Raw genomic sequence first — 23,775 nt, 5'->3', positions numbered from 1 at the left:
CGCAGAAAGGGCGCAAAATCAACAGGCTTGGCCGGTTCCTTACCCTTGCAGGATTCCCCCGACGAAACTCCCCCCCCCATCCCGGCGAAGGCCGGGGTGGTGCATGCTCTGGAGCGACGGCCCGACATTCGCAGGGGGATCCTTGCAGGGCAGGATCGTTTCACACCCCCTTGGCGGTCGGCATGCACGGCGCTGGATCGGCGACCCAGTCATGGTCGTAGCTGGCGGGCACGGTTTCGCCCTGGCCGACGCCGGGCTTCGTCCCCTTCGGCGCATAGAAGATCCAGGCCATGCTGTTGTCGAAGGCGTCGATCCGGCCATTGTCGCGCGCCGCCATGGCCGCATCGATCTCGGGCTGTTCGACGCGCGAGCCCCGGACCATGCGGATGGTGCCGTCGCGCATCTCCCAGGCGCGGCGGTAATGGCGGCCGAACATCATCGTGTCGAAGCTGGGCTTGGACGACCATTGCTTCGCGTCGGTGCCTGTGGGCAGGCGGACGGTGGTGACATGGCAGCTATATTCGGGCTTTGAATAAAAGGGCACGCCCTGCGGCTGATCGGCGCTGCGCACGCGGCGATCGGGCGGGCTGAAGCCGCCGCCGGGCAGCGCGAGGGAGCGGCCACCGTAATCATCCTTGTCCCAGTCGACCGTGCCGGTGCCTGCGATCGTCAGGATGCTCGCCTGCGCCTTCTGGTCGTAACGCCACTGCACGCTGTCGATCGCCTGCCAGAAATCGCCGGTCAGTTGCTGGCGAAAGGCGTCGAGCATCTGCCCCGGCGTCACCGCCGAGAACTGCACCTGCTGCTGAAGCCCCGCGACGCCGCGCGTGATCGTGGTGGAGGTGATCCTGGCGGGCTTGTCGAACCCGGCCCGCGTGTCGATGTCGTACAGCGTCGTCTCGTCCGGCACGTCGGCCAGCGTCCGGTTCAGCTTTTCCAGCGCCTCGCCGCGCGTGGTCAGCGGCAAGACCCATTGCACCGGAAAGACCGGCCGCGCGGCGGGCGGCACGACGGCGGGCATCGTTCCGTCCAGCCAATAAGTTGCGCCATCGACATGCGCGCGGACCAGCACATGGTCGAACAGCTGCGGGCCCGACAGACGCTGGTCGAAGCCGTCATCGGCGGCGTTGGAATTGACGAGCACCGCCTCTGCTTCGATCCCCAGTTCGCGGAGCAGGGCAAGCAGCAGCGCGGTCTTGCCCTTGCAGTCGCCATAGCGCCGCTGCCACGTCTCGTCGGCCGAGGCGGGGGTCAGGTTGCCGCCGTTCAACCCGACATAGATGTAGCGGACATCCTGCTGGACGAGCTTCAGCGCGGCGGCCGCCCGGTCGAGCGGCTTGGGCGCAGCCGCGGCGATCCGCGCCGCTTCCTGGCGCAGCGGCGAATTGGGCGCGAGGGTCGCCGCCTTGGTATAGAGCGGGGCGAAGTGGCGGGACACCGAGGGCCAGTCGGCGAAATCGCTATATTCGACGATGCGCTGCCACTGGTAACGCGGCGGCGCATCCTTGGGCGGGGTCAGCGTCGCGGGATTGTCGAAGTGGAAGTCGACGCCCTGGTCCTGCGTCTTCAGCGCGGCGGTCATGTCCGGGCTGATCTTCAGCTGCGGCTTGTGCCCGGCATCCCAGTTCAGCCCCAGATGATAGCGACCGGGCGCCGGGCTGGCGGCCAGCACCAGCAGGCCCGATGCCTTGCCGCCCATGGTCGGGTCCTTGGCAAAGGTCGTCCATTCGACCTCCAGCTCGTCGCCGACGCGCAGGTCGGGCACGCGCAGCACGGCGGTCAGCGTGCCGTCGAGCATCGCCTCTTCCAGCTTGCCCTCGCGGCGCAGCACCTCGAACGCGGCGGCCTTCATCGCGTCGATCGTCTGGCCGTCGCGGATAACATGGATGCCATGGACGATCGGCGGCCCCGCCGCCGGGTCCCAGGCGATGGCGATATTGCCGATCTGCAGGGCGTTGGATTGCAGGATCTTGATGCGATAGCCCATATATTGGGCCTGCCCCTGGTCGGTGATGTGCGCCACGACATCCTGTCGGCGCATGAAGACCGGGCCCCCGACATCGCCGGGCACCGCCAGCGGTTCGGACCGCGTGACCCAGGCGGGGACCGGCCCCGTTTGCGGGCCGCGCTCGGCCGCTACGGGCCGCCCCGCCTGCTTCGCCGCACTCTGGGCCCCGGCGCCCCCCGCCGCCAATACCGACACCAGCGCCCACACCGGCGCGATCGCCATTACGCCACGCAACCTCATAGTCCCCCCATCCTCCCCGGATGGCCGCCATAGTGGCCAAAAGAGCGGCGGGCGCAAGCCGCGCCATGCTTGCCCCTGTCCGGGCGATGGTGCATCGCCCGGGTCCCACGGCTGAGTTTGGCCCAAGATCTGGGGGAGCGTCCATGCCCGTCACCGACATCGCCACCCGCGTCTATAATCACGGCTGGCGGCTCGACCCGGTCGTGCGCAGCCTGCTGGATACCGATTTCTACAAGCTGCTGATGCTGCAGATGATCCGGCGGCTCCATCCGGAGGTGACGGCGACCTTCTCGCTCATCAACCGCAGCAAGCATGTCCGGCTGGCCGAAGTGATCGACGAAGCCGAACTGCGCGAACAGCTCGACCATGCGCGCTCGCTCCGGTTCGGCAAGAAGGAGCTGATCTGGCTGGCGGGCAACAGCTTCTACGGCAAGCAGCGCATGTTCTCGCCCGAGTTTCTCGATTGGCTCGCCCGCTTCCAGCTGCCGGATTACGAGCTGCGCACCGTCGACGGGCAGTTCGAGCTGCATTTCGACGGCCCCTGGGCCGAGACGACGATGTGGGAAATCCCGGCGCTCGCCATCGTCAACGAACTGCGCTCACGCGCCGCACTGAAAGGCAAGGGGCGGTTCGAACTCGACATCCTCTATGCCCGCGCCAAGGCCAAGCTGTGGGACAAGGTCGAGCGGCTGCGCGATCTGCCCGATCTGGTTCTCTCTGATTTCGGTACGCGGCGGCGGCACGGTTTCCTGTGGCAGCGCTGGTGCGTCGAGGCGCTGAAGGAAGGGCTGGGGGACCGGTTCATCGGCTCGTCCAACGTGCTGCTGGCGATGGACAATGACCTGGAGGCGATCGGCACCAACGCGCATGAGCTGCCGATGGTCATGGCCGCCCTCGCCCCCGACGATGCGGGGGTGGCGGCAGCGCCGTACCGGGTGCTGGAGGAGTGGCAGGCGCTGTATGACGGCAACCTGCTGATCGCGCTGCCCGATGCGTTCGGGACCACCGCCTTCTTGCGCAACGCGCCCGACTGGCTGGCCGACTGGACGGGCTTTCGCCCCGACTCCATGCCGCCGATCGAGGGGGGCGAGCAGATCATCGCCTGGTGGCAGGCGCATGGCCGCGACCCGCGCCGCAAGCTGCTGATCTTTTCGGACGGGATGGATGTCGACAGTATCGAGGCGACCTATCGCCATTTCCATGGCCGGGTGCGGATGAGCTTCGGCTGGGGCACCAACCTGACCAACGACTTTCGCGACTGCGATCCGGCGGGCGCGGCGGGGCTGGAGCCGATCTCGCTGGTGGCCAAGGTCATCAGCGCGGATGGGCATCCGGCGGTCAAGCTGTCCGACAATCCCGCCAAGGCGACCGGCGATCCGGCCGAAATCGAACGTTACCTGCGTATCTTCGGCGAGGATGGACGCCGCGCCAAGGCGGTCCGTGTGTGACGGGATAGCCGTTGCTGGCAGGGGCGGTTCGCCGGATTGTCACGCCGGGATTGATCATCATTCATAATGCCGCCTCTCCCCTCTCACTTTAGAGGGGGGGTCGGCGGAGACTGCTGGAGTAGCTGGCTAGCGCATCCTGAGTAAGGGGTGGACCGAGCCTCCGGCGAGCAAGCGTCGCTAACCCTCTCCCCCTCGCATTCCGGACAAGAAAAAAGGAGGCCGGCTTTCGCCGACCTCCTTCTTTTCGCAATCAACCTTGGTTGAGCGTGGCTTACTGGCCAGCGCCCGGACCGTAGGTGATCTCGACACGACGGTTCTGGACCTCGCGGACGCCGTCGGCGGTCTGAACGCGCAGCTTGTCGCGCTGTTCGCCGAAGGCTTCCGTGGCGATCGAGCCATCGGGGATCGAATGTGAGGTCATGTACGCCTTCACCGCGTCGGCACGACGCTGCGACAGACCCATGTTGTACTTCGGCGTACCCGACGTGTCGGTGAAGCCTGCAACCATCACGCGGGCATTGCCGCAGCTCTGGTACTGGGTGATCGCGTTGTCGAGGATCGACGCTGCTTCCGGGGTGATGTCCGACTTGTTCCACTCGAAGAACACGATGAACGGACCCGGCGAGCACGGCACGGCCTCGGGAGCCGGCGGCGGGGGCGGCGGGGGAGGAGGCGGCGGGGGCGGCGGGGGCGGCGGCGGAGGCGGCGGAGCAGCCGGCTCACCGAAGTTGTACGCCACGCCACCCAGCAGCGAGTGCGACCGGAAACGGCCGTCATGCGTGTTGTTGGCGACGTCGACCAGCTTGACGTTCTCGGCGTTGAAGAAGCGATACTTCAGCGTCGCGTCGATGTGGTCGGTCAGCGGTGCACGGATGCCCGCCAGAGCCTGCCACGCGAACACGGTGTCCGAGTCGTTCAGGAAGTCAGCGCGGTTGTTGAGAGCGTAGTTCGCCTTGACGCGAGCCACACCGACACCGCCACCGACGAAGCCCTGGATGCCGTCGTCAGCACCGAAGTCGAGCAAGCCGTTCAGCATGAAGCTGAGCGCCGAGGTCGAACCACCGGCATAGCTGTAGCTGCCAGCCGGAACGGTGCCAGCACCGATGCCGGTGTTGGTCAACGTGGTCGAGCTGAAGCCGTCAACCGTTGCGCGACGATAGCCGACTTCGGTTTCCAGACGGAAACCACCGAAGTCGTAACCCATCACGCCGTCAACGTCGTAACCATAGTCATGGTCGACGGTCGCAACGCCGGTGCGCGTGCCGGTGACATCATAATCGATGTCTTCGACGATCATCCCGCCGCCTTCGATGCCGACGTACCACGACTTGTCGCGGGCGAGGGCAGGCGAAGCCAGAGCGGTGGAGGCGAGTGCCAGAACAATGGCAAGCTTCCGCATCATAGTCCCCTTTCTTGGTTGTCACTACGGACAGCGCAAACCCACTATCGGAGCGTTGGTTTCCACGCAAGCGAACAAAAGCCCCCGACTGTGGCATTAAAAGCACAGATTTCCGGTCAGCCAGAGGCCACCAGACCATGGTCGGAAAGCGTCGCGACAATCGCGTTCAGCGCTAAACGCGCTTCGGAATCAATGACTTGTCCGCCAGATGGCAGCGCGATGCCAGGTCGTTGCGCGCCAACAACTTTTTTTCCCTCGATCACCAGCGACCGGGCCGCGACACGGCCCAGCCGCCACTGATTTCCGTCCCATTCGCAGCGGCAGTCATCGGCCCGGCTCCACACCGACAATCCTACCCGCGGAACCAGGAATCGCCAGCCGCCATCGGTCCAGCCTGCCATCATTCCGGCACGGCCCGTCCAGATATCGTCCGGCCGGTCGCCGACGATCCAGGCCTGGCCGGGCGATGGAGCGGCGGGCGGCGCATTCACGCCGACCGCCTCGACGCAAGGCTGCACGACCAGATCGAGCAGGCTCAGCGCCTCGTTGTGGGTCAGCTCCTTCTGCGCCTGTCCCGCCGCCAGCATGGGCAACATCCAGCGCGGTGTGTCGTTCGTCGTCATCATCCCTCCCCCACGATTCCAACCAGCGGCGCAGATGCACCCCAGGTCCCGATCTGCCGGATCGCCACCCGCGTTCCGTCCGCCACCGTGCCGCTCCACATGGGTGCGGTCAGTTCCTCGACCCGGTCGCCGATGGTGATGCGATAGCGCTCCGTCTCCTCGCCCAGCGGCGCATCCACCCGGTCCAGCCAGCGCCAGCCGATCCGGCTCCGCCGCGTCCAACCGATGGTGACGCGCCCGTCCGCACCGCGCCGACACCGCCAGCCGACCGGCGGAGGCGGCAGGACCGATAGGCCAGTGACTGCCGCCGACGCCTGAACACCCTCGACCGGGTCGCCCAGGCCGTGCGCCAGAAAGCGGACGTTGCGGCCCAGCATCTCGACCGGCACGTCCAATGTCCGCACCGAACCGGGCGCGATCAGGACGAAGGATGCGCCGGGCGCCGCTTGCCCGATCATCGCCTCGGTTCCACGAAGCCCGCGCCGCAAGCCGCTCAATCGCCAGCGCTTGTCACCCAGCGGCCGTGCCTGGGCGAACTGGATCAATTCGCCGTCGATCCAGGCGAGGTTGGCGCCCGCCTCCAGCGCGGCGTCATCGGCATCCGCCAGATCCTCGGCCAGTTGCACGTCGAATCTTCCCCGACGATCGACCAGGGCGCTGCCGCCACCGGGCGTCACCGCGCTGACCACGCCGATGATACCGGGCAGCGCGGTCGGGCCGAGCGCCGTCCAGCTTGCGCCGTCGTCGAGGCTATAGGCCAGCTCCGCCTGTCGCCAGCCGGGGCCGCCCGCCGCCACGACCGACAGGCGCGGCGCTGAGAGCAGTTCGTCGGTCAGCGGTGGCGCCTCGAACGCGATCAGCCGGGTCGCGCCGATCACTCGATCCGCCGCCCGCGCGATCCGGCCGGGCGAGGCAGACAGCATCGGCCCGCCCTGCCCCAGCGGTACGCAGCTTAGCCGGACCGCCATCGCCTCCCACGCCGCCTCGATCACGCGCCAGCGCCCCGCCTCGCCATCGATCCGCACAATGCCGCCCGGCGTGACGGTCAGCGCCTCGGGACCGAGCGTCACGATACGCCGCACCCGCTCCACGGCGTGGCGCGCCAGCCGATCCTGCGCCAGCGTGCGCGCGGTCGCGGCATCAAGCGCGGCGGCCAGTTCGACTCGGTCGTCCCGCACGCCACCGGGGCGACGGGCGCGCTGCACGCCGATCTGATAATCGCGGGCCGGGTCGTAATGGGCGACCGTGACGCTGGCGGGGACCACATCCTCCCCCGCCATCTCGCGCACGCCGCGACGCCCTGGTCCCTTCGCGCCCATGCCATCGTCGCGGATGACCGTCCCGGCCCCGGCACCCGGCACGGCCAGCCGTACGCCCGCCCCCTCGGCGACCCATTGCCCACCGCTCATGTCGGCCAGCATCTCCAGCGCCGCGCGCACGCTGCCACCGCTCGCCGCAAAGCCCGCCACACTCATCCCCGCATCGCCGGGCCGCACCACGGGCGACAGCGCCTGTGCGATCCCGTCACAGGAGACGGGACCGGAATCGGCCTCCACCTCGAAGGTCAGTTGCGGGATACGATTGCCGAACTCGGCGAGTGCCAGCCCCTCGAACACCGCATAGGCGACACCGCGAAAGGCCGATGCCCGCGCCCCCTCGATCGAGGCGATCAGCGGGTCGACGGTCTGGTCCTCGGTGCCCGGATAGACGCGAAAGCCGGTCGCGACCTTGAAGTCCCCCGCGCTCCCTCGCAGCAATCGGCCATCAGCCCAGATCCGCCCGACCCGCCGGATCGCCCGCCCCGACAAGGCGACCGCGAAATTGGCGGAGTAGCTGTAGCTTTCCGTACCCGGCCGCCCCTTGCCGCCGCCGGTCACGCCCCGCGCCTCGACCAGATCGGTCGCCCAGATCAGCGGCCCGGCGACGCGCATCGTGCCGAAGACGGCGGGCATTTGCGTGCCATAGGTCGATGTCTGCACCGACAGTTCGGCCAGGCGCGGGCCTTGCCTGCGTGGCGGGCCCAGCACCGCATGATCGACCCGATTGCCGATCAGCGCGCCGATCGCGCCGCCCACGGGCCCCAGCAGCGCACGTCCCACCGTGCCCAAGACCAAGGTCGCCATTACCCCTCCCCCTTCCAATATCCCAGCACCGGCCAAGGCGGCGCACCCGGCCGCCAGGCGACACGGCGAAGCCCCGCATCGGCATGGACGATCCCGTCGCTCACCCGGATCGCCAGATGAAGCTGGCCCGGCCCGGCCTGCATCAGCAGCACCGCGCCCGGCTCATCCCCGCCTCGCTCGAACACGGCATCGAGTAGCGCCGCCACCCGCCCCTCGTCGCCGCTGCGCCAGCCATAACCGGTCGGCGCCTCCCGCCCCGTCGCCAGCGCGACCAGCCCGACGCAATCCAGCCCATGCACCGCGTCGCGCCCGTGCAGCCGGAAGCGCACGCCGACCAGCGCCCGCGCCGTCGCCTCCACGCCGTTCATGCGCCGGGATAGCGGGTGAGCAGGTCGATGCCGGGCAGGAACGGCTCGCCGCGAAAATTCGCGACATTGCCGAAGCGCGACAGGCAGGTTTCGAGCCGCTTGTCGCACCCCTCGACCAGTTCGAGCAGCGTGCCCGGTGCGACCGCGAAGGCAGGTGCGGCGGACAGCCACAGCCGGTTCCCCTCGGACCGCGCCACCATGGCTTCCAATCCGGCATTGTCGCCGCCGAACCAGATCAGCCGCCCCTGACCATAGGCGTTGGCGACCGGCTCGGCGGCGCCGAGGGTCAGCATGACTTCGCCGTCCCAAGCCGTCACCCGCGCGAACCGCCGCCGCCCCGCCATCGCCACGCGGCACCGCCGGTCGCCCAGCGAGGCGCGGCAATCGGGCGATGTTTCCTCCGCCACCGGCCGATCGAGCGATGCCGCCACCCCGCGCAATTCGGCGCTGAAGCCGCCCTCACCCAGCTGGACCGCGCCGATCGTTCCCTGTCCCAGCGGCACAGGCGCTGCCTCGCCGGTCCAGTCGACCGCGATCGCCGCCACGCTCGCCCCGTCCCAGCGGCCGCTCAGCAGATCGCGCTCGCCGATCGCCGCGCTGGTCAGCGCGCCGGTTGCTTCCATCAGATCGGGGTTGAGGCCATCGCCGCGCAGGATCGCACTGGGCGTCAGGCCGGGCGCAGCGCGATAGCGCAGCCCCTCGATCCACAGGTCATGGTCATGGCCCGTCAGTCCGATCGTCACCCCGTCGCGCCGGTCGATCCGCCAGCACAGCACCCATGTCGTCAGCGTATCGGCACTCATGCCTCCCGCACCTCGACCAGCGGGACCGACGCCGCCGCGCCCGCCCGGAACCCGGCCAGCGTCGCGCTCAACCGATCCTCGGCAAAGCGGACGGGCACGTCGAAGATGAAGCTGGCGGTGATCGCCGCGCCCTTGGCAGGGGCGGTGTCGAAGAGCAGCCAGCCGCCCGGCTCCAGTCCAAAGCCGGTGACGCTGAGGCCCGCGACCTTCACGGAGACACTGCCCGCCACCGGTCGGGTGATACGGCGCGACTGGCCACCATAATGGCGGACCAGCGCAAAGCGGCGGGTGGTGCCGTCGCCGATGCCGATCGCTTCGTCGGTGCCGATGCTGTCGAAGGGATCGCGGAGGCGGAAGCCCCGTGCCGGTCCCATCCGCGCCCGGAAAAAGCCGAGCAGCGCGGCAATGTCCTCGGCCGAGCGGATGCCGGGGCCGACATCATAGGTCGTCCGCGCCTCCGCCCAGGCCGCATTGCGTGCCTCGCGCCCGCCCGCGCTGGTCAGGATCGCGGTCGAGAAGCCCGGCGTCACCTCCGCCTCGCGCCCCAGCGCCAGCGGGAACAGCACATCGTCGAAAGCCTGCACCTCGTCCTCCTCCCCTTCCCAGCACACAAATCCGTCGCGCATCACCTGCGGCATCGCCCACAGATAGGTTGCGGCAACGCCCCGCTCGCGCGCCGTCTGCGCCGCCTCGGTGATCCAGCCCCACTGCGCACGCTGGTCGGCGCGCAGCACGAAGCCCGACAGGTAATGCTGGCGCGCAGGCGGATAGCCGAGCCGTGCCTCGGCCAGCGCGACGCCCTTGCGGGTCGAGGCGGTGTCGCCCGCCGTCACCCAGTCATAATCCTCCAGTTGCAGCACATCGAAGGCCGGGCTCGCCCAGCCGATCGGCATGTTGGCGCGGCTAGCCTCGGGCGCGAGCGGGTCGAGCACGGTCGGCAGATAGGTGAGAAGATGCGTGACGCAGCCCGGCGCCGCCGCCTTTGCCGCCGCGCACAACGCCGCCGTCGAGGCCGCAAGACACGCCCCCGCGCGGTCCAGCGTGTCGCGCTGCGCCTGGCTCTTCGCACCTGCGATGCTTGCCATCGGCACCGGCGCGAAGGCCGCCACCGCCGCCGCGTCGTACAGGCATGGCGCACCGTCCGAGGGCCGCACCCACCACCAGGGTTCGCCGACCTGGAATTGCGGGGCGAGCCCGGCCGCTTGGCCGATCGCCAGGAACGCCCGCGCCACCGCCTGGAGATAGGCCATCGCGCCAGAATGCGCCGGGCTGAGCAGGGTCGAGGGCGGCTCCCAGCCGGTCAGCGCGGGCGCGCCATCGGCAGAGCGCTGTTTCCAGTCGCCCCAGCAATGCGCGTCGAACAATTCGTAGGATAGCGACCAGATCAGGTCGTATCCCAGCGCCTTCGCCTCTCCCGCGAACGCTCGATGCCAAGCCGCACAGGCCATGTTGAGCACGCCGCCGACCAAGCTGGCGTAAAGACCGTCCCCGCTGCGTTCCAGCCGGAAATAATGGCTCATGCCGACATAATGGACGATCCCGCCGCGATAGCCGAGGTGCAGCATGTTGCGCAGCAAACGCTGCGGCGTCAGGTGATAGCTGTCGTCATAACCGCTGGCGATGCGGAACCCTTGTTCGGGCATAATGCCTGCGCCGACCCCGATCACCGCGCCCGGTCCGTCACAGGCGATGCCGGTCAACTCGACCCAGCCCTCGTGCGGCTGCGCCAGCAGGGTAGCGCCCGCATCATAATCGGGGGCGACCAGCGAGACGAACATGCGGTCGACATCCCCCGCCCAGACGGGATCGCGATCTTCCGGAAATCGGAACCCGCCCGCGAGGTTGGCGAAGTCGATCACGACTTCCGCATCCTCCGGCGTGCCAGTCGCGTAATTCCATAGCCGGACATACCATGCACGGACCTTGCCGCTCTCGTCGCGCCCCTCGATCGTCAACGTCGGCCCATGCCGCGCGTCCAGTGGCTTGATCCCGCCCGAGCGCCAGCGGAACCGCAACCGGCAATCGCGATAGTCGCGCACCGTGTCGTAGCGCAGCAGCGGATGGTCGTGCCGGTCGGCCGATTCCCAGATCAGCCCCGCCAGATCGTCGGCACGGTAGAATATCGCGTCGATCCGCAGCGCGTCCGATGCGGTCGCGACCACCGCTGCCATCATCGGGCGCGGAAAATCGACCGTCCAGTAACGCGGATCGAAGCGCGACAGCGTGTCGCTCCGCTGGTCGCGGCGTTTGCTATGCAGGCACCATTGCATGATTTCGTTCCTTCATTTCCTCCCCTGCAAGGGGAGGGGGACCATGCGAAGCATGGTGGAGGGGTGTCCCCAGTGGTGAGTCTCCACCGTCTCTCTCACCGCGACTCCCCTCCGTCAGGGCTGCGCCCTGCCACCTCCCCTTGCAGGGGAGGAAAGATGCTCAATCCTCCGCCAGCGCCGCGCGCACCGCCCGCGCCACCTGTCGGCTGGAGCGTTGAAGCACGCCCGCCGCATCGCCCGCCCCGGCGTTGATCGTGATCGCCACCCGCACGTCGCGCGGAGAACCACCGGGGCGCAGCGTCTCGACCCGCCCGCTGCTCGTCGGCACGAACACCTCCGGCCCGCGCTCACCGACCAGATAGGGGCGGTCGGGCGATACCGGCCCGCCGGTCGCCCGCCCCGGCAGGCCCGAGGCGAGGCCGCCCAGCAGGCCGAGCAACCCGCCGTCGCTGAGTGCGCCCACCCCCTGTTTCAGCGCCATGCGCGCAATCTGGTCGAGCACCGACAGCGCCGTCGCCTTCAGTTCCTCGAAACCGAACTTTCCGGTCCGCGCGGCGCGTAGCAGCGCCCCCTCGACCGAGCGCGCGCCGATCTCCGCCGCATCGGCCAGTCCGCGCGACAATTCGGCCCGCATCGACCCCATGTCCGCCATGAAGCCCCGCATATCGATGCGGGGTGCGAAATCCTGCTCATCCATCCGGATACATCTCCCGCAAGCGGGCGAGGGTGGCGGACGAGGGCGGATCGCCACCCTCCGCCCCGCCCGTCATCGCCGCCACGATTCCCTGAAGCTCGGCCGGGGTGGCGCGCCAGAAGCGGTCGGGCGACCAGCCCAGCACCGCGCCCGCCACCCCCGCCAGCCGCGCCGCCACCTCGGCAAAGGTCATCGGCCGCCCAGTATCTGGCGCAGCAATTGCCGCAGTACGGGTGCCAGCGCCGCCAGACCCAGATCGACCAGCGCCTCGCCCAGCTGTTCGCGGCTCAGCCCCTCGGGCACCTCGCGCAGGCAATGCCAGATCAGCGTAGCCGCCTCCCCCAGCGAGAGTTTGCCCTCGCCCGCCCGCTCGACCAGCTCGAACAACGGCCCCAGCTCGCCCTCCGCCGCGACCAGCGCCTGAAAGCTCGGCCGTACGACCAGCTCGCTGCCGCCCACCCGAACGCTCGCCTCGCCGCGCATCGGATTCGCGCTCATGCCGACACCACCGGGCCGGAGCTTTCCAGCGCCAGCGTGTAGGTCCGCTCGCCACCGAAATCGCCGCTATAGTCGAGGCGCGTGACCAGAAACCGCCCGGTCATCGACCCGCCGCTCTCAAAGCTCAGCCGATAGGTCTCGATCGTGCCCGCCAGCGCATGGCCGCGCATTCGCGCCTCCGCCGCCGATCCGGTGAACACGCCCGCGCCCGCCACGCTGACATGCCGCACGCCAGCGCCCGACAGCAATTCGCGCCAGCCGCCCGAATCCTTGCTGGTCACCACCACCGTCTCGCCATTGATCGACAGCTGCGTGGTGCGCAGCCCCGCCATCGTCGCGAAGGCGGGCGGCTCCGCCCCGTCGCCGATCTTGAGCAGAAAGGCGCTTCCCTTTTCGATTGCCATGTCCCGTCCCCCTATTGTCCCGTGCGCCACAGCCGGGCGCGCCATTCGAGGCTCGCAGTCCAGCGCGCGCCCGTCTTCGCCATGCGGGTCGCGGTCACGCTCAGCCCCGCCACCCGCCACCCGTCCGCCAAAATCTCTGGCAGACCGATCGCCTCCGCCGCCTGGACGCAGGCGCGCAGCCGTCGGGGCTGTTCGCCCTCATCGGTCAGGGTCAGCGCGACGCGCAGCTCGCGCCCCTCGATTCCCGCCGCGCCCCAATCGCTATCGCTCGGCTCGCCCAGCACGGCTTGCGGCACGCTCGCCCGCACCGGCACCGCATCGAACAGGGCCACCCCCAGCGGCGCGAGCGCGGGGCGGAGCACGGTCATCAATCCGGCCCGCAGTGCCTCCCGCGCGGTCATGCCCGCCTCGGCCCATCGAGCCGCATCCGCCGATAGGGCCGCCAGAGTGCGGCAACGGCGGCGGGCGGCACGGCGGCGGCATCGCGATTGTCGAACAGATGCGCCCCCATGATCGCCACGCCATGCGCGATCTCGGGCGACAGGCTGTCCCAAGCCTCGGCCAGGCCTGCACGATAGCGCACCGTCGCGGCCTCCTGCATGCGAACCCAGCCGCGCCCGTCCCGGTCGATCGCGTTTTCCCCGCCGGACAGGATCGTCACGACCGGCGTCGCCGCCAACGCCTGCCACGCTACCGATCCCGGCATCGGTTCCTCGACCAACCGCTGAATCAGCATCTGCCCGCAAAAGGATTCGGCCAGTCCCAGCGCAACGCCCGCCACGCGCTCGACCAGCGCCGCTTCATTGCCCTCTTCCAGCCGGAGCAATGCGCGCACCGCGCCCGCCGCCGCCGTCACGGTCGCAAGGGGCATGGCCTCCTTCGTCCCGCTCATCATGAATTCTCCTTCACCGATACAAGTTGCGACAAGCTCGACACACGGGCGTCACAGTTGGCGCGCAGAGAGTCCGACAGCCGCTGCCCGCCTCCCCCTTGGGCACCGGCCATGCCGACCCCGCGCCCCCCGGCCGGTTCGGCATCCTCCCTGAACTACGGGGCAGCCCTTTGTCGGCTGCCCCGATTTTTCAGGGGCTTAGGCCGTCGCGAACTTCATCAGCTTGATCGCCTCCGAGTCGCTGACGCAGCCGCCGACTCGCCGCGTGGCGTAGAAGGTGACGAACGGCTTGTTGCTGTACGGATCGCGCAGGATCGCGGTCTCGGCGCGTTCGGTGATCAGATAGCCCGCCTGGAAATTGCCGAAGGCGATGGCACAGGCATCCTGTGCGACATCGGGCATATCCTCCGCCTCGACGACCGGATAGCCGAGCAGCGTGGCGGGCTGCCCCGCCACCAGACCGGGCGCCCAGAGGAACTGGCCGTCCGTCGTCTTCAGCTTGCGGATGCGGGCCGAAGTGGCCGCATTCATCACGAAACAGGCCCCCTGTCGGTATGGTGCACGCAGCAGCTGGACCAGCTCGATCAGCCGATCCTCCCCGCCAGCCATGAACGCGCCCGACGCGCCGCTCGGGATATATTGCAGCGTGCCGAAGGGGCGTACCCCGTCCTTGGCGGTCGAGACCGGGTTGGTCAGGAAGCCCTTGGGCCGGTTGACGCCCGAACCGTTGACAAAGGCCTGCCCCTCCGCGCGGCCGAACTCGGTCGCGATCTCGCTGGCCAGCCAGCCTTCGACATCGAAGGCCGCATCGTCGAGCATCGCCTGGCTGGCCGAGGGATTGGCGTAGAGCTCGCCCATCGGCGGCGCGAGTTCGACGAAGCTGGGCGTCGCCGTTTCGGGCCGCGCCGCCGTCTCGCTCGCCCAGCCCGAAGGCGTGCCGCCGGTGGTCACCAGCTTGCGATAGCCCGCCGAGCCGACCGTCACGACATTGGCGATCCCGCGGATCGGCGAGACGTTGCGCAGCACCGATCCGATCGCCGCGTCGATTTCACGCGGCACGGCGAAACCGCCGCTGTCGCCGGTGGTGCCGGTAAAGGCCTTCAGCTCGACGGTGGTGCCGCTGCGCACATAGCCGTCGAACGCGCCGTTCGTCTTGGCCGCCGCGCCGTCCAGCACGGGTCGTTCGATCACGTCCATATCAGTCCCCCTTGGTCAAAATGTGAGTCACGCGGGCGAGCGGCTGCATCGGCACCGTCACCAGGCTGATCTCGATGAGCTCGGCCGACAGGATCGCGCGGGCCGCGCCCTGGTGGACGACACGCGGTCGGTACCCGACCGACAGGCCCGCCACCGCGCCCGAACGGACCAGCGCGGCGAGTGCCGGGTCGTCGACCACGCCCTCGACCGCCAAGCCGCTATCGTCCTCGGTAAGCGCGGTGATGCGCCCCATCGCCTCGCCCCGATGCTGCCAGAGCAGCGGCACGTCGCCCGCCCCCGCAAAGGCCCGGCGCCGGATGACATCGCCCGCCCGGTCCATCCGGTCCCAGATCGCGGCATAGCCGGTGAAGGAAAGGCTCATTTCAGCCAGTCCTCCATCCCCAGCCGCATCGCGATTCCCGCCAGCAGCAGTGCGCCAAGCAGTCGGGTCAGCCAGCCGACCGCGCTCTTCCACACCGACGACTTGGCTTCGCGCCAGGCGGTCAGCAGTTCGCGCAGTTCGGCGACATCCTCTGCGGCGTCGGCATCGGCGAGGCCCAGCCGGGTGAGCGCCCGCGTCGCGCCCAGCTCGCCCGCTTCCTCCGCCACCGCGCGCAGCGTCACCAGGTCCGCACCGCTATCCGCCGCCTGCGCCAGCAGTCGCGCCAAAACGTCCCCGCTCATGACAGGCCGACCATCTGGCGCTTCTCCGCCGGATCGAGGAAGTCGGCGCTCGCCGCCATGGCCCAAAGCATCTGGCGTTCCTCGGCCAGCGCGGTGACGCGGTTGATGTCGACCGACAGGCTCGCTCCCTCGAACCAGCCCGCCAGTCCCTGCGCCAGGCCGCTCAGGATTCCACCCGCCAGCGGCAGGATAGCCTGTCGCCACAAGGCACGGTTCGCCTCGCGATAATTGGCATAGGTGTTGTCGCCGGGCAGGCCGAGCAGCATCGGCGGCACCCCGAAGGCCAGCGCGATCTCGCGCGCCGCCGACGATTTGGCCGCGATGAAGTCCAGCTCGGCCGGGGTCAGGCTCATCGCCTGCCACTTCAGCCCGCCCTCCAGCAGCAGCGGACGCCCGGCATTGCCGCTACCCGCAAAGCCCTCCATCTCGGCGCGCAACCGCTCGAACTGGTCGGGCGTCAACGTCGAACCGTCGCCCGGATCATAGACCAAAGCCCCTGACGGCCGCGCCGCATTGTCGAGCAGCGCCCGGTTCCACACGGCGGCCGCATTGTGGATCGCGATCGCCCCCGCCGCCGCGCCCAGACAGCCCAGCCCGTAATGATCGTCGAGCGGGTGGCAGCTTTTCAGATGCACGACCGACGGCTTCACCGGATCGACCGGCAAGGTCGTCACGCGACCGCCCGCGCGGTAGAGATAGGCGGCGGGCCAGCCGCTGGCGTCCAGCTCCATCGCGACCCGCTCGGGGCGCAGCGCGAACAGCTCGGCCACCTCGCCCTCGGCATCGCGCAGAATCTGCACATAGGCATTGCCGTGCAGCAGCATGTGCGTCGCCACCGTCTCCAGCAGCGCCTGCCCCTCGCTGCGCGCCGCGACCAAGGCAACCAGTTCGGGATGCGAAGCGGTCAGCGGCGCATCGGCCAGTCCGCCCGCGACCATCCGCACCGCCCGCTGCGCCACCGGATTGCGTAAGTAACCCTCGCGGACCTGCGTCTCATAGGACGGCGCGGCACCGGTCAACGGCACCCCCGACCGCGCCAAACCCAGCCCGAGCAAAGGACGCGCAGCCCCCCGCCCGGTCTTGCGACCGAACATCCTCATTGTCGAATCTCCTTTAGCTCCTCCCCGGCACGGGGAGGTGGCAGCGCGCAGCGCTGACGGAGGGGGGCTTCCACACGGGTCGCCCTTTGCGGCACGCCCCCTCCACCACCGCTTCGCGGCGGTCCCCCTCCCCGTTCCGGGGAGGATCAGCTCATAAATTCCGTATGCCCGGGGCCCCCCGCCCCGACAGCATCAGCTCGGTCAGCGCCCAGACCAGCGCATCCGCCCGGTCCGGTGAGCGGCCGGGCCCGTCATAGGCCCCCGCCACCCCCAGCCCGCACAGCTCATCCTCCAGCGCCGGAAAACCCCGCGAATGCCAAACCCTACCTTGCGCATAGAGGAACGACACCGGCTCCGCCCGCGCCGCCTTTCCGATCGAGGCGTACACCAGATGCACCGGCAGGGTCGGATCGGCGAGCCGCAGCACGCTTTCCACCATGTCGCCGCCCTGGTTGCGCTCGGCCACCACCCGGTCCGCGCGGTTGCGCCTGGCACAGCCCGCCACCCGCGCCGCCCAGCCCTCCGGCGAAAGCCCGGCCTCGCTGGCATCCTCCAGCACATAGCCATGGCCGTCGCGCCCCAGCCCGACCGCCACGATCCCGCAGGCATCGCCGCTGCTGGTCGCGGGCGGATCGACGCCGACCACGACCCGATCGAGCGCGGGCACCGTCTTGGCCCGCTGCCGGTCGAGCAGCGCGCGGGTCCACAAGGCCCCCTCGCGGTCGTCGACCATCTCGCCGTCCAGTTCCTGTCGCCCCAACCGCGTGTCGCCATATTGCGCCAGCATCGCATCCTGAAAACTGTCGGGCAGATGCGCATTGTCGCTGGTCCGCCCGATCGTCTCGACGCAATCGGGCAGCGCCATGACCTTGCGCATCAGGGGCGTCGCGCGCGGCGTGGTCGTGACCAGCACGCGCGGCCGCTCGCCCAGCCGGAGCGTCATCATCAGATTGTCCCATCCGGCCTCCCCCTTCCACTTGCCCAGTTCGTCGCACCAGGCGGCATGATGCTGCGGCCCGCGCAGAGCCTCGGGCGCGGCGGCCGAATAGGCGAAGCCGATCGCGCCGGATGCGAAATGCACCTGCCCCAGGCTACCGATCCACTTCGGCGTCTCGCCCTTGCGCGCCACTGCCAGCAGTCCGCTTTCGCCGCGCACCATCACGCGCTCGACATCGCGCAAGGTCGCGCCCATCAGCGCGATCCGCGCCCCCGGATGCTCGCGGGCCAGCGCACTCACCCACTCCGCCCCCGCACGCGTCTTGCCGAAACCACGCCCGGCGCGGATCAGCCACACCCGCCAGTCGCCCGGCGGCGCCACCTGTCCATCATGCGCCCATAATTCCCATCGCTCGACCAGTTCGCGCTTCTGCGCAGGGCTCAGCGCGGCCAGCGCCTGTTCGCGCGCACCCGGCTCCAGCATCGCCAGCGTGGCGAGCCGCGTCGCCGCATCCTGTCCCGCCATCACGCCATCCCCTTCAACCGCCGACGCGCCAGCCCATCGAGCGCGCGTTCCAGCGCCGCATCGGTCTCGGCCGAGTCGGCCCGTGCCGCTTCGCTCGCGCCGTCACCAGCCTTGGCCAGCGCATCGCGGCGTGCGAGCAGCTTCAGATAGAATTGCACCTCGGTGGCGCTGAGCGGCGGGGTGATGGAGAGGCCGGTGGTCCCCGCACCGGCCTCTCCGCCCTCCTCCCCGTCCTCGGCCGCCAACAGGGTCAGCATCCGGCGCAGCAGCCCTTCCTCGACCAGCGCATGCGCCGCGCCGATCGCTTCATCCCAGGCCTCGCCAAAGGCCCGGTCGCGCGCCCGCAAAGTGCGTGCAGCCCGCAGCGTCTCTCCCACCGCGCGTGCTGCCGCCCCCGCATCGGCGCTGACCGCCAGCGCCGCCAGGAATTGCCGTCGCCGCGCCAGCGTCCACCGCGCGCCCTCCCCCGTTCCGGCCATCCCCGCTCCCCCCGAAACACCGAGCGCGAACCCGACCGCTCCCCCGATCGCATCCGCCCCTCGATGTTCCTGTTATGTACCGATGACAGTCGGGTTTGTATCCAACAAACGAACCAGATGGGTTTAACGCACAAAAGCGGCTTGCCAGACGCCAAGCGCATCGGCATTAGGCGGGGCTTCCCGAGAGGGGGCGATTAGCTCAGTTGGTAGAGCGTCTCGTTTACACCGAGAATGTCGGCGGTTCGAGCCCGTCATCGCCCACCATTTTCCGACATCACTCTATAGCCCCACCCCGGCGAAGGCCTGGGTCCAGTTGCCACGCGATCGGTGGAGCGCCGAGAGCGATTATGTTCGCGCGGAGGCGCGGAGGACGCGGAGGTGTCTCGCATGGGGCAGCTCTCGACCTTGATGACCTGAAATGGCCCCCCTCCCCTTCAGGGGAGGGGCCGGGGGTGGGGCGCTTCCGCAAGCGCGGCGTTCGTGGAAAGGCCCCACCCCAACCCCTCCCCTGAAGGGAAGGGGCTCTCATAGACTCAGCGTAATGTCATCCTGCTCTGCCTCTCTCCATCATGTGCTGATGGAGCTGCGCCGTCGCCAACCGGACACCCTCTCTGCGTCCTCCGCGCCTCCGCGCGAACAAATCTTCCGGGATCAACCGCGGTGACAGGGCAACTGGACCCCGGCCTTCGCCGGGGTGGTCCTAGTCCGCAATCAGGCCAGCTTCCAATATGTCGCGTAACGTTCATGTGCGATGCGGTGGTACGGGACCAGCCGCACCTTCTGGCCATCCGCCGCCGGGATGGTGAACTCCAGCGGTTTGCCGGTCGCGCTGATCGTCTTCGCTAAGGCATCGGGCTCACCCGATAGCGTCGGGGCCTGGAACGGCGTGTCGTTATACTCGCCGTACTTCCGCTCGCTGACGATGATGTCCGCACCCGGCGCCAGCCCCTCGCGGCCCAGCGCACCGGCCAGCACCAGCGGGCCATAGGTGAAGGCGACGATCTCGGGCGCGGCGGGGGCGCTCTCGACGGCGGGTTCCATGACCATACGCCATTCGACCGTGTCGCCGGTCTTCCAGGTCCGGGTCAGTTCCGCATAGCTTCCCGGCTTGTCGGAGCGCTGCACCTCCGCGCCGTTGACCAGCAGGGTCGCGGTGCGGCTCCATTTCGGGTGGCGCAGCTTCAGGGTCAGTTCGGTCGGCTGGCGCAGTTTCCAGCGGAACTGGGTGTTGCCCGCCTCGGGGAAGTTCGTCGCCTGGGTCAGCGACGCCCCCTTGTCGGCCCAGGTCACGGTCGAGGGGATGAACAGGTTCACGTACAGCGCGCGGTCGTCATGGAAGTAGATCGAGTCGCGATACTTCACATGATTTTCCATGCCCGTACCGGTGCAGCACCAGAAGCTGTCCTCGGGCGTGTGATAGAGCTTCATGTACCCCGGCCGCGCACCCTGGAAATAGGTCGCCATGCCCGAGTCCGGGTCCTGCGAGGCGAGGATGCCGTTGTAGAGCGTCCGCTCGTAATAATCGGCATATTCCGCCTGCGGGTCGCGCAGGAACAGCGCGCGGGTCAGCTTCAGCATATTGTGCTGGCAGCATGTCTCCGATCCCTTGGCGGAGAAGACATGCTTGTCGAAGTCCGCCATGGCGAAGAAATGCTCGCCATCGCCATGCCCGCCGGTGGCGAAGGCGCGGGTATGCGCGACCGTCCGCCAGAAAAAGGCGGCGGCGTTGTGATAGGCGTCATCGCCATTCGCCTCATAGACGCGCTGGAAACCGATGATCTTCGGGATCTGGGTGTTGGCGTGCATCCCGTCGAGATAGTCGCGGCCCTGGCCCAGCGGCTTCATCACCGCCTTTTGCGAGAAGCGTTCGGCGAGGCGGCGATAGTCGTCGTTGCCGGTCATGAAATACAGATCGGCATACACCTCGTTCATGCCGCCATATTCGGTCTCCAGCATCGTCTCGAACTGGGCATCCGACAGCGGCTTGGTGGCGACGACGCCCCAATCGGCCAGCCGGATCAGCACCGGCCGCGCCGCCTCGCTCCCCGCCAGCTGCACCGCATCGCGCAGGCCCGCATAGACCTTGTGCAGCGTGTACCAGGGCACACCGGTGATCGGCTCGCCACGCAGATGCGCCGCGACCAGCGCGGGCCCCTTCGGAAAGGCGCAGACCAGGCCGGTGCCCGCCGCCTGCTGGCACGCGGCCAGCTCGTTCGCGATATAGTCGATGCGCTGGCGGTAGCGCTTGTCCTTGGTCGCGCGGTACGCCAGCGCACAGGCCGAGAGATAATGGCCCAGCGTATGGCCATGGCAGTTGATGTCGGCCCACTGCGCCTCCGACTCCCAGCCGCCATAGACCGGCGCCTTGGGCTTCAATCCGGCATTGGTGCGGAAATTCGCGAGCAACCGGTCGGGCTGCAGGCGCATCAGATACGCCTCGGTCATCTTCTGCGCGTGGAGGAAGGGACTGTCCGCCAGCATGACGTCGGCCATGTCGAAGGGCTGCACCGCGTTAGCAGGCATGGGGGCCGCCATAGATGCCATCGGCTTGAGGCCATTCTGCGCCCAGGCCGAAGCGGGCATCACCGCCCCCCATCCTGTCGCCAACGCGGCCGTGCTGGCCGTGGCAAGGACTTGACGCCGCGACGGGGCGGGACAGCATGAAGGCACCGATCTTCTCCGACTAATCTTATTTTATGCCAGTGTGCGTTGCGCCACGCGAATCCGCAAATGTTTTCGTATGTGCACGCAAATGGCGTTGTTGGAGGCCGATCGATCTGGTTTATTTGTCCGACAGGTTAGGCCTGGTTCAGCCGGTTCGGCGGAACAGCAATCGCTCGAAGCCCCAGTGCAGGATCGCCCCGATCGCGACGCCCAGCATGACTTCCTGCGCCCGCGCCAGCGCGGCGGTCAGGATCGTGCCCCCCGGCGGCACGGTCAGCAGGACGATGACCGAGGTCCACATGCACACCCGCAATTCGGTGCGGATCCGCGCAATGGCGGCGGTGACTCCGACCGCCACCGCCAGCATCGCGACCGCCCCGGCATCGGGCATGGCAAAGGCGACGAGCAGCGCCACCGCCACCCCGATCAGCGTCGCGACGATCCGCCAGGTGAGCGAGCGATGCGTGTCGCCCAGCCGGTCCTGCGAGACGACGAGCGCGGAGACGCTCGCCCAGACCGGATGGTCGAGGTGCAGCCGGTCGGCGATGCTGAGCGCCAGCACCGCCGCGCCGGTACAGCGCGCGACGAAGGCGATGGTGCGCACCGTCTCCTCGCGCGACACATGCGCCGTCACCCAGTCGCGCAAGAGCGGCGGCGGCGTCACCGGAAGAGATTGGCCCGCGCCAGTTCCAACACCTCGTCGCCACGCCCGCTCAGGACCGCGCGCGCGGCATAGAGGCTGAACCCCTTGATCTGCTCGGCCTGGATCTTGGGCGGCATGATGAGTTCCTGCGTTTCGGTCACGACATCGACCAGTGCCGGGCCGTCATGCGCGAACGCTTCGCGCAACACGCCCTCCAGCGCGTCAGAACGGGTGACGCGCACCCCGAAATAGCCCATCTCGCGCGCGATCGCGCCGAAGTCCGGGTTCTGGAGCGACACATTGTCGTCGACATAGCCCGCCGCCTTCTGCTCCAGCGCGACGAAGCCGAGCGTCGAATTGTTGAAGACGACGATCTTGACCGGCAGCTTCATCTGCACGGCGGTCAGCATGTCGCCCATCAACATGGTCAGTCCGCCGTCCCCCGACATCGACACGACCTGCCGCCCTGGATAGGCCCCCTGCACGCCCAGCGCCTGCGGCAGGGCGTTCGCCATCGAGCCATGGTTGAACGAGCCGATGATCCGACGCCGACCGTTCATCGTCAGATAGCGCGCCGCCCAGACGGCGGGCGTGCCGACATCGGCGGTGAAGACGGCATCCTCATTGGCGAGCCGGTCGATGGTGCGCGCGACGAATTGCGGATGCAGCGGCTTGTCGCCGTCTCGCGGGGTGGCGAGGTCGTCCAGCCCCTTGCGCGCGTCGCGGTAATGCGCGCGTGCCTTGTCCAGGAAACGCCCGTCGCGCTCGCCCGCGATCAGCGGGAGCAGGCCGCGCGCCACCTCGGCGACGTCGCCAACCACGCCCAGGTCCAGCGGCACCCGCCGCCCCAATGCACCCGGGTCGCGATCGACCTGCACCACCTTCGCCTTTTCGGGATAGAAGTTGCGATAGGGGAAGTCGGTGCCCAGCATCAGCAGCGTGTCGCACTCCATCATCGCGTGATAGCCCGACGAAAAGCCGATCAGCCCGGTCATGCCGACATCATAGGGGTTGTCGTATTCGATCCATTCCTTGCCCCGGTATGCATGGACGATCGGGGCCTTCAGCGCTTCGGCCAGCGCCACGACCTCGGCATGGGCACCCGCCGTGCCTGCGCCGCACAGCAGCGTCACCGCCTTCGACCCGTTGAGCAGGTCGGCGATCTTGCCCAGTTCCGCCTGCGGCGGCACGAGGCGCGGCGTGGCCAGCGGCGGAAAGGCGACGCTGCGCGTCTCGGGTGCGGGCTTCAGCGCGACATCGCCGGGGATGACCAGCACCGCCACGCCGCGCTTGCCGATGGCGGTGCGGATCGCGCGGTGGAGCAGTTCGGGCATCTGGCGCGGGTCCTGTAGCATCTCGCAGAAATGGCTGCATTCGCGGAACAGCTCGGTGGGATGCGTTTCCTGGAAATAGTTCAGGCCGATCTCGCTCGACGGGATATGCGCCGCGATCGCCAGCACCGGCACATGGTTGCGGTGGCAGTCGAACAGCCCGTTGATCAGATGGAGATTGCCCGGCCCGCAGCTGCCTGCACAGACCGCCAGCCTGTCGGTCGCCGCCGCTTCCGCCCCCGCCGCAAAGGCGCCCGCTTCCTCGTTGCGGACATGCATCCATTGGATCTTGCCCGACTTGCGGAGCGAGTCGTTGAACGCGTTCAGGCTGTCGCCCGTCACGCCCCAGATCCGCTCGACGCCCGCCTCGACCAGCGTGCGGTTCAAAAGATCGGCGATCGTCTCGGCCATGGTTCGTCTTTCCCTTGCTGTGGACGGGGCCGGT

23 protein-coding genes and 1 tRNA gene are annotated in these 23,775 nt (G+C 68.7%); 2 read left to right on the top strand and 22 right to left on the bottom strand.

From position 1 onward, the window contains the following. Nucleotides 1-160 precede the first annotated feature (160 nt). The gene (locus tag ACWKSV_RS15475; RefSeq protein WP_237243517.1) at nt 161-2,248 is read right to left on the bottom strand and encodes a DUF3857 domain-containing protein; all 2,088 of its coding nucleotides are present in this window, start codon (nt 2,246-2,248) and stop codon (nt 161-163) included. A 143-nt stretch (nt 2,249-2,391) separates the two neighbouring features. Between ACWKSV_RS15475 and pncB the strand changes: the two genes are divergently transcribed. Next, nucleotides 2,392-3,696 carry a nicotinate phosphoribosyltransferase gene (gene pncB / locus ACWKSV_RS15470; RefSeq protein WP_056430985.1) on the top strand — a complete coding sequence of 435 codons (1,305 nt, stop codon included), beginning with the start codon at nt 2,392-2,394 and terminating at the stop codon, nt 3,694-3,696. 271 nt (nt 3,697-3,967) lie between these two features. On the opposite strand, the gene ACWKSV_RS15465 is transcribed toward pncB, so the two are convergent. The 18 genes from ACWKSV_RS15465 to ACWKSV_RS15380 all read right to left on the bottom strand — a co-directional run bounded on the left by ACWKSV_RS15465 (nt 3,968) and on the right by ACWKSV_RS15380 (nt 18,692). Next, nucleotides 3,968-5,095: an OmpA family protein gene (locus ACWKSV_RS15465; RefSeq protein ID WP_076717867.1), complete on the bottom strand. Its 1,128-nt coding sequence runs from the start codon at nt 5,093-5,095 to the stop codon at nt 3,968-3,970. A 116-nt stretch (nt 5,096-5,211) separates the two neighbouring features. Continuing rightward, complete coding sequence (locus ACWKSV_RS15460) at nt 5,212-5,718, bottom strand: DUF2793 domain-containing protein (protein WP_076714806.1); 507 nt, start codon at nt 5,716-5,718, stop codon at nt 5,212-5,214. After that, on the bottom strand, nt 5,718-7,841 hold the full coding sequence (locus tag ACWKSV_RS15455; RefSeq protein WP_076714804.1) for a phage tail protein: 2,124 nt from the start codon (nt 7,839-7,841) through the stop codon (nt 5,718-5,720). Before ACWKSV_RS15455 ends, ACWKSV_RS15460 begins: the two co-directional genes overlap by 1 nt. Beyond that, nucleotides 7,841-8,209, bottom strand: coding sequence for a hypothetical protein (locus ACWKSV_RS15450; RefSeq protein WP_076714802.1), 369 nt, complete (start codon nt 8,207-8,209; stop codon nt 7,841-7,843). The genes ACWKSV_RS15455 and ACWKSV_RS15450 overlap by 1 nt, the downstream gene beginning before the upstream one ends. Continuing rightward, the gene (locus ACWKSV_RS15445) at nt 8,206-9,012 is read right to left on the bottom strand and encodes a phage/gene transfer agent baseplate hub protein (protein WP_076714800.1); all 807 of its coding nucleotides are present in this window, start codon (nt 9,010-9,012) and stop codon (nt 8,206-8,208) included. Before ACWKSV_RS15445 ends, ACWKSV_RS15450 begins: the two co-directional genes overlap by 4 nt. After that, nucleotides 9,009-11,282, bottom strand: coding sequence for a DUF2460 domain-containing protein (locus tag ACWKSV_RS15440; RefSeq protein ID WP_076714798.1), 2,274 nt, complete (start codon nt 11,280-11,282; stop codon nt 9,009-9,011). The genes ACWKSV_RS15445 and ACWKSV_RS15440 overlap by 4 nt, the downstream gene beginning before the upstream one ends. 160 nt (nt 11,283-11,442) lie before the next feature. After that, the gene (locus ACWKSV_RS15435; RefSeq protein ID WP_076714797.1) at nt 11,443-11,979 is read right to left on the bottom strand and encodes a tail tape measure protein; all 537 of its coding nucleotides are present in this window, start codon (nt 11,977-11,979) and stop codon (nt 11,443-11,445) included. Beyond that, nucleotides 11,972-12,169 carry a phage tail assembly chaperone gene (locus tag ACWKSV_RS15430; protein ID WP_076714795.1) on the bottom strand — a complete coding sequence of 66 codons (198 nt, stop codon included), beginning with the start codon at nt 12,167-12,169 and terminating at the stop codon, nt 11,972-11,974. Before ACWKSV_RS15430 ends, ACWKSV_RS15435 begins: the two co-directional genes overlap by 8 nt. Beyond that, nucleotides 12,166-12,474, bottom strand: coding sequence for a gene transfer agent family protein (locus tag ACWKSV_RS15425; RefSeq protein ID WP_076714793.1), 309 nt, complete (start codon nt 12,472-12,474; stop codon nt 12,166-12,168). The genes ACWKSV_RS15430 and ACWKSV_RS15425 overlap by 4 nt, the downstream gene beginning before the upstream one ends. After that, nucleotides 12,471-12,878, bottom strand: coding sequence for a phage major tail protein, TP901-1 family (locus tag ACWKSV_RS15420; RefSeq protein ID WP_076714791.1), 408 nt, complete (start codon nt 12,876-12,878; stop codon nt 12,471-12,473). The genes ACWKSV_RS15425 and ACWKSV_RS15420 overlap by 4 nt, the downstream gene beginning before the upstream one ends. A gap of 11 nt (nt 12,879-12,889) precedes the next feature. Further along, the gene (gene gp17, locus ACWKSV_RS15415; protein WP_076714789.1) at nt 12,890-13,279 is read right to left on the bottom strand and encodes a tail completion protein gp17; all 390 of its coding nucleotides are present in this window, start codon (nt 13,277-13,279) and stop codon (nt 12,890-12,892) included. After that, entirely contained in the window at nt 13,276-13,770 is a 495-nt protein-coding gene (locus ACWKSV_RS15410; protein WP_237243516.1) for a hypothetical protein, read from the bottom strand. Before ACWKSV_RS15410 ends, gp17 begins: the two co-directional genes overlap by 4 nt. Before the next feature lie 198 nt (nt 13,771-13,968). Beyond that, the gene (locus ACWKSV_RS15405) at nt 13,969-14,967 is read right to left on the bottom strand and encodes a phage major capsid protein (protein ID WP_076714787.1); all 999 of its coding nucleotides are present in this window, start codon (nt 14,965-14,967) and stop codon (nt 13,969-13,971) included. Nucleotide 14,968: 1 nt separating this feature from the next. Beyond that, entirely contained in the window at nt 14,969-15,349 is a 381-nt protein-coding gene (locus ACWKSV_RS15400; RefSeq protein ID WP_076714785.1) for an HK97 family phage prohead protease, read from the bottom strand. Continuing rightward, nucleotides 15,346-15,651 (bottom strand): DUF6127 family protein, encoded by a 306-nt coding sequence (locus ACWKSV_RS15395; RefSeq protein ID WP_056431169.1) that lies wholly within the window; start codon nt 15,649-15,651, stop codon nt 15,346-15,348. The genes ACWKSV_RS15400 and ACWKSV_RS15395 overlap by 4 nt, the downstream gene beginning before the upstream one ends. Continuing rightward, nucleotides 15,648-16,751: a phage portal protein gene (locus tag ACWKSV_RS15390; protein WP_076714783.1), complete on the bottom strand. Its 1,104-nt coding sequence runs from the start codon at nt 16,749-16,751 to the stop codon at nt 15,648-15,650. The genes ACWKSV_RS15395 and ACWKSV_RS15390 overlap by 4 nt, the downstream gene beginning before the upstream one ends. Before the next feature lie 151 nt (nt 16,752-16,902). Continuing rightward, nucleotides 16,903-18,213, bottom strand: a complete 1,311-nt coding sequence (locus ACWKSV_RS15385) for a DNA-packaging protein (RefSeq protein WP_076714781.1) — start codon at nt 18,211-18,213, stop codon at nt 16,903-16,905. Beyond that, entirely contained in the window at nt 18,213-18,692 is a 480-nt protein-coding gene (locus ACWKSV_RS15380) for a hypothetical protein (RefSeq protein ID WP_076714779.1), read from the bottom strand. Before ACWKSV_RS15380 ends, ACWKSV_RS15385 begins: the two co-directional genes overlap by 1 nt. A 188-nt stretch (nt 18,693-18,880) precedes the next feature. Between ACWKSV_RS15380 and ACWKSV_RS15375 the strand changes: the two genes are divergently transcribed. Then, nucleotides 18,881-18,956, top strand: a tRNA-Val gene (locus ACWKSV_RS15375). A gap of 447 nt (nt 18,957-19,403) precedes the next feature. Here ACWKSV_RS15375 and ACWKSV_RS15370 read toward each other — a convergent pair. The 3 genes from ACWKSV_RS15370 to poxB form a co-directional block, all read right to left on the bottom strand. Continuing rightward, nucleotides 19,404-21,215, bottom strand: coding sequence for a glycoside hydrolase family 127 protein (locus tag ACWKSV_RS15370; protein ID WP_483666815.1), 1,812 nt, complete (start codon nt 21,213-21,215; stop codon nt 19,404-19,406). 286 nt (nt 21,216-21,501) lie between these two features. Further along, nucleotides 21,502-22,020: an FUSC family protein gene (locus ACWKSV_RS15365; RefSeq protein WP_056431185.1), complete on the bottom strand. Its 519-nt coding sequence runs from the start codon at nt 22,018-22,020 to the stop codon at nt 21,502-21,504. Further along, complete coding sequence (gene poxB, locus ACWKSV_RS15360) at nt 22,017-23,741, bottom strand: ubiquinone-dependent pyruvate dehydrogenase (protein ID WP_076714775.1); 1,725 nt, start codon at nt 23,739-23,741, stop codon at nt 22,017-22,019. The genes ACWKSV_RS15365 and poxB overlap by 4 nt, the downstream gene beginning before the upstream one ends. Nucleotides 23,742-23,775: the final 34 nt, after the last annotated feature.

Source organism: Sphingomonas sp. SphC10 (assembly GCF_057004845.1).
Note: the sequence above shows the minus strand (reverse complement) of the source record. Positions and strands in the feature narration are given on the sequence as shown.

Excerpts from the sequence above, each read along its gene's own strand:
- ACWKSV_RS15475 (WP_237243517.1), bottom strand. The coding sequence starts at position 2,248 with ATGAGGTTGCGTGGCGTAATGGCGATCGCGCCGGTGTGGGCGCTGGTG.
- pncB (WP_056430985.1), top strand. The coding sequence starts at position 2,392 with ATGCCCGTCACCGACATCGCCACCCGCGTCTATAATCACGGCTGGCGG.
- ACWKSV_RS15465 (WP_076717867.1), bottom strand. The coding sequence starts at position 5,095 with ATGCGGAAGCTTGCCATTGTTCTGGCACTCGCCTCCACCGCTCTGGCT.
- ACWKSV_RS15460 (WP_076714806.1), bottom strand. The coding sequence starts at position 5,718 with ATGACGACGAACGACACACCGCGCTGGATGTTGCCCATGCTGGCGGCG.
- ACWKSV_RS15455 (WP_076714804.1), bottom strand. The coding sequence starts at position 7,841 with ATGGCGACCTTGGTCTTGGGCACGGTGGGACGTGCGCTGCTGGGGCCC.
- ACWKSV_RS15450 (WP_076714802.1), bottom strand. The coding sequence starts at position 8,209 with ATGAACGGCGTGGAGGCGACGGCGCGGGCGCTGGTCGGCGTGCGCTTC.
- ACWKSV_RS15445 (WP_076714800.1), bottom strand. The coding sequence starts at position 9,012 with ATGAGTGCCGATACGCTGACGACATGGGTGCTGTGCTGGCGGATCGAC.
- ACWKSV_RS15440 (WP_076714798.1), bottom strand. The coding sequence starts at position 11,282 with ATGCAATGGTGCCTGCATAGCAAACGCCGCGACCAGCGGAGCGACACG.
- ACWKSV_RS15435 (WP_076714797.1), bottom strand. The coding sequence starts at position 11,979 with ATGGATGAGCAGGATTTCGCACCCCGCATCGATATGCGGGGCTTCATG.
- ACWKSV_RS15430 (WP_076714795.1), bottom strand. The coding sequence starts at position 12,169 with ATGACCTTTGCCGAGGTGGCGGCGCGGCTGGCGGGGGTGGCGGGCGCG.
- ACWKSV_RS15425 (WP_076714793.1), bottom strand. The coding sequence starts at position 12,474 with ATGAGCGCGAATCCGATGCGCGGCGAGGCGAGCGTTCGGGTGGGCGGC.
- ACWKSV_RS15420 (WP_076714791.1), bottom strand. The coding sequence starts at position 12,878 with ATGGCAATCGAAAAGGGAAGCGCCTTTCTGCTCAAGATCGGCGACGGG.
- gp17 (WP_076714789.1), bottom strand. The coding sequence starts at position 13,279 with ATGACCGCGCGGGAGGCACTGCGGGCCGGATTGATGACCGTGCTCCGC.
- ACWKSV_RS15410 (WP_237243516.1), bottom strand. The coding sequence starts at position 13,770 with ATGAGCGGGACGAAGGAGGCCATGCCCCTTGCGACCGTGACGGCGGCG.
- ACWKSV_RS15405 (WP_076714787.1), bottom strand. The coding sequence starts at position 14,967 with ATGGACGTGATCGAACGACCCGTGCTGGACGGCGCGGCGGCCAAGACG.
- ACWKSV_RS15400 (WP_076714785.1), bottom strand. The coding sequence starts at position 15,349 with ATGAGCCTTTCCTTCACCGGCTATGCCGCGATCTGGGACCGGATGGAC.
- ACWKSV_RS15395 (WP_056431169.1), bottom strand. The coding sequence starts at position 15,651 with ATGAGCGGGGACGTTTTGGCGCGACTGCTGGCGCAGGCGGCGGATAGC.
- ACWKSV_RS15390 (WP_076714783.1), bottom strand. The coding sequence starts at position 16,751 with ATGAGGATGTTCGGTCGCAAGACCGGGCGGGGGGCTGCGCGTCCTTTG.
- ACWKSV_RS15385 (WP_076714781.1), bottom strand. The coding sequence starts at position 18,213 with ATGGCGGGACAGGATGCGGCGACGCGGCTCGCCACGCTGGCGATGCTG.
- ACWKSV_RS15380 (WP_076714779.1), bottom strand. The coding sequence starts at position 18,692 with ATGGCCGGAACGGGGGAGGGCGCGCGGTGGACGCTGGCGCGGCGACGG.
- ACWKSV_RS15370 (WP_483666815.1), bottom strand. The coding sequence starts at position 21,215 with ATGCCTGCTAACGCGGTGCAGCCCTTCGACATGGCCGACGTCATGCTG.
- poxB (WP_076714775.1), bottom strand. The coding sequence starts at position 23,741 with ATGGCCGAGACGATCGCCGATCTTTTGAACCGCACGCTGGTCGAGGCG.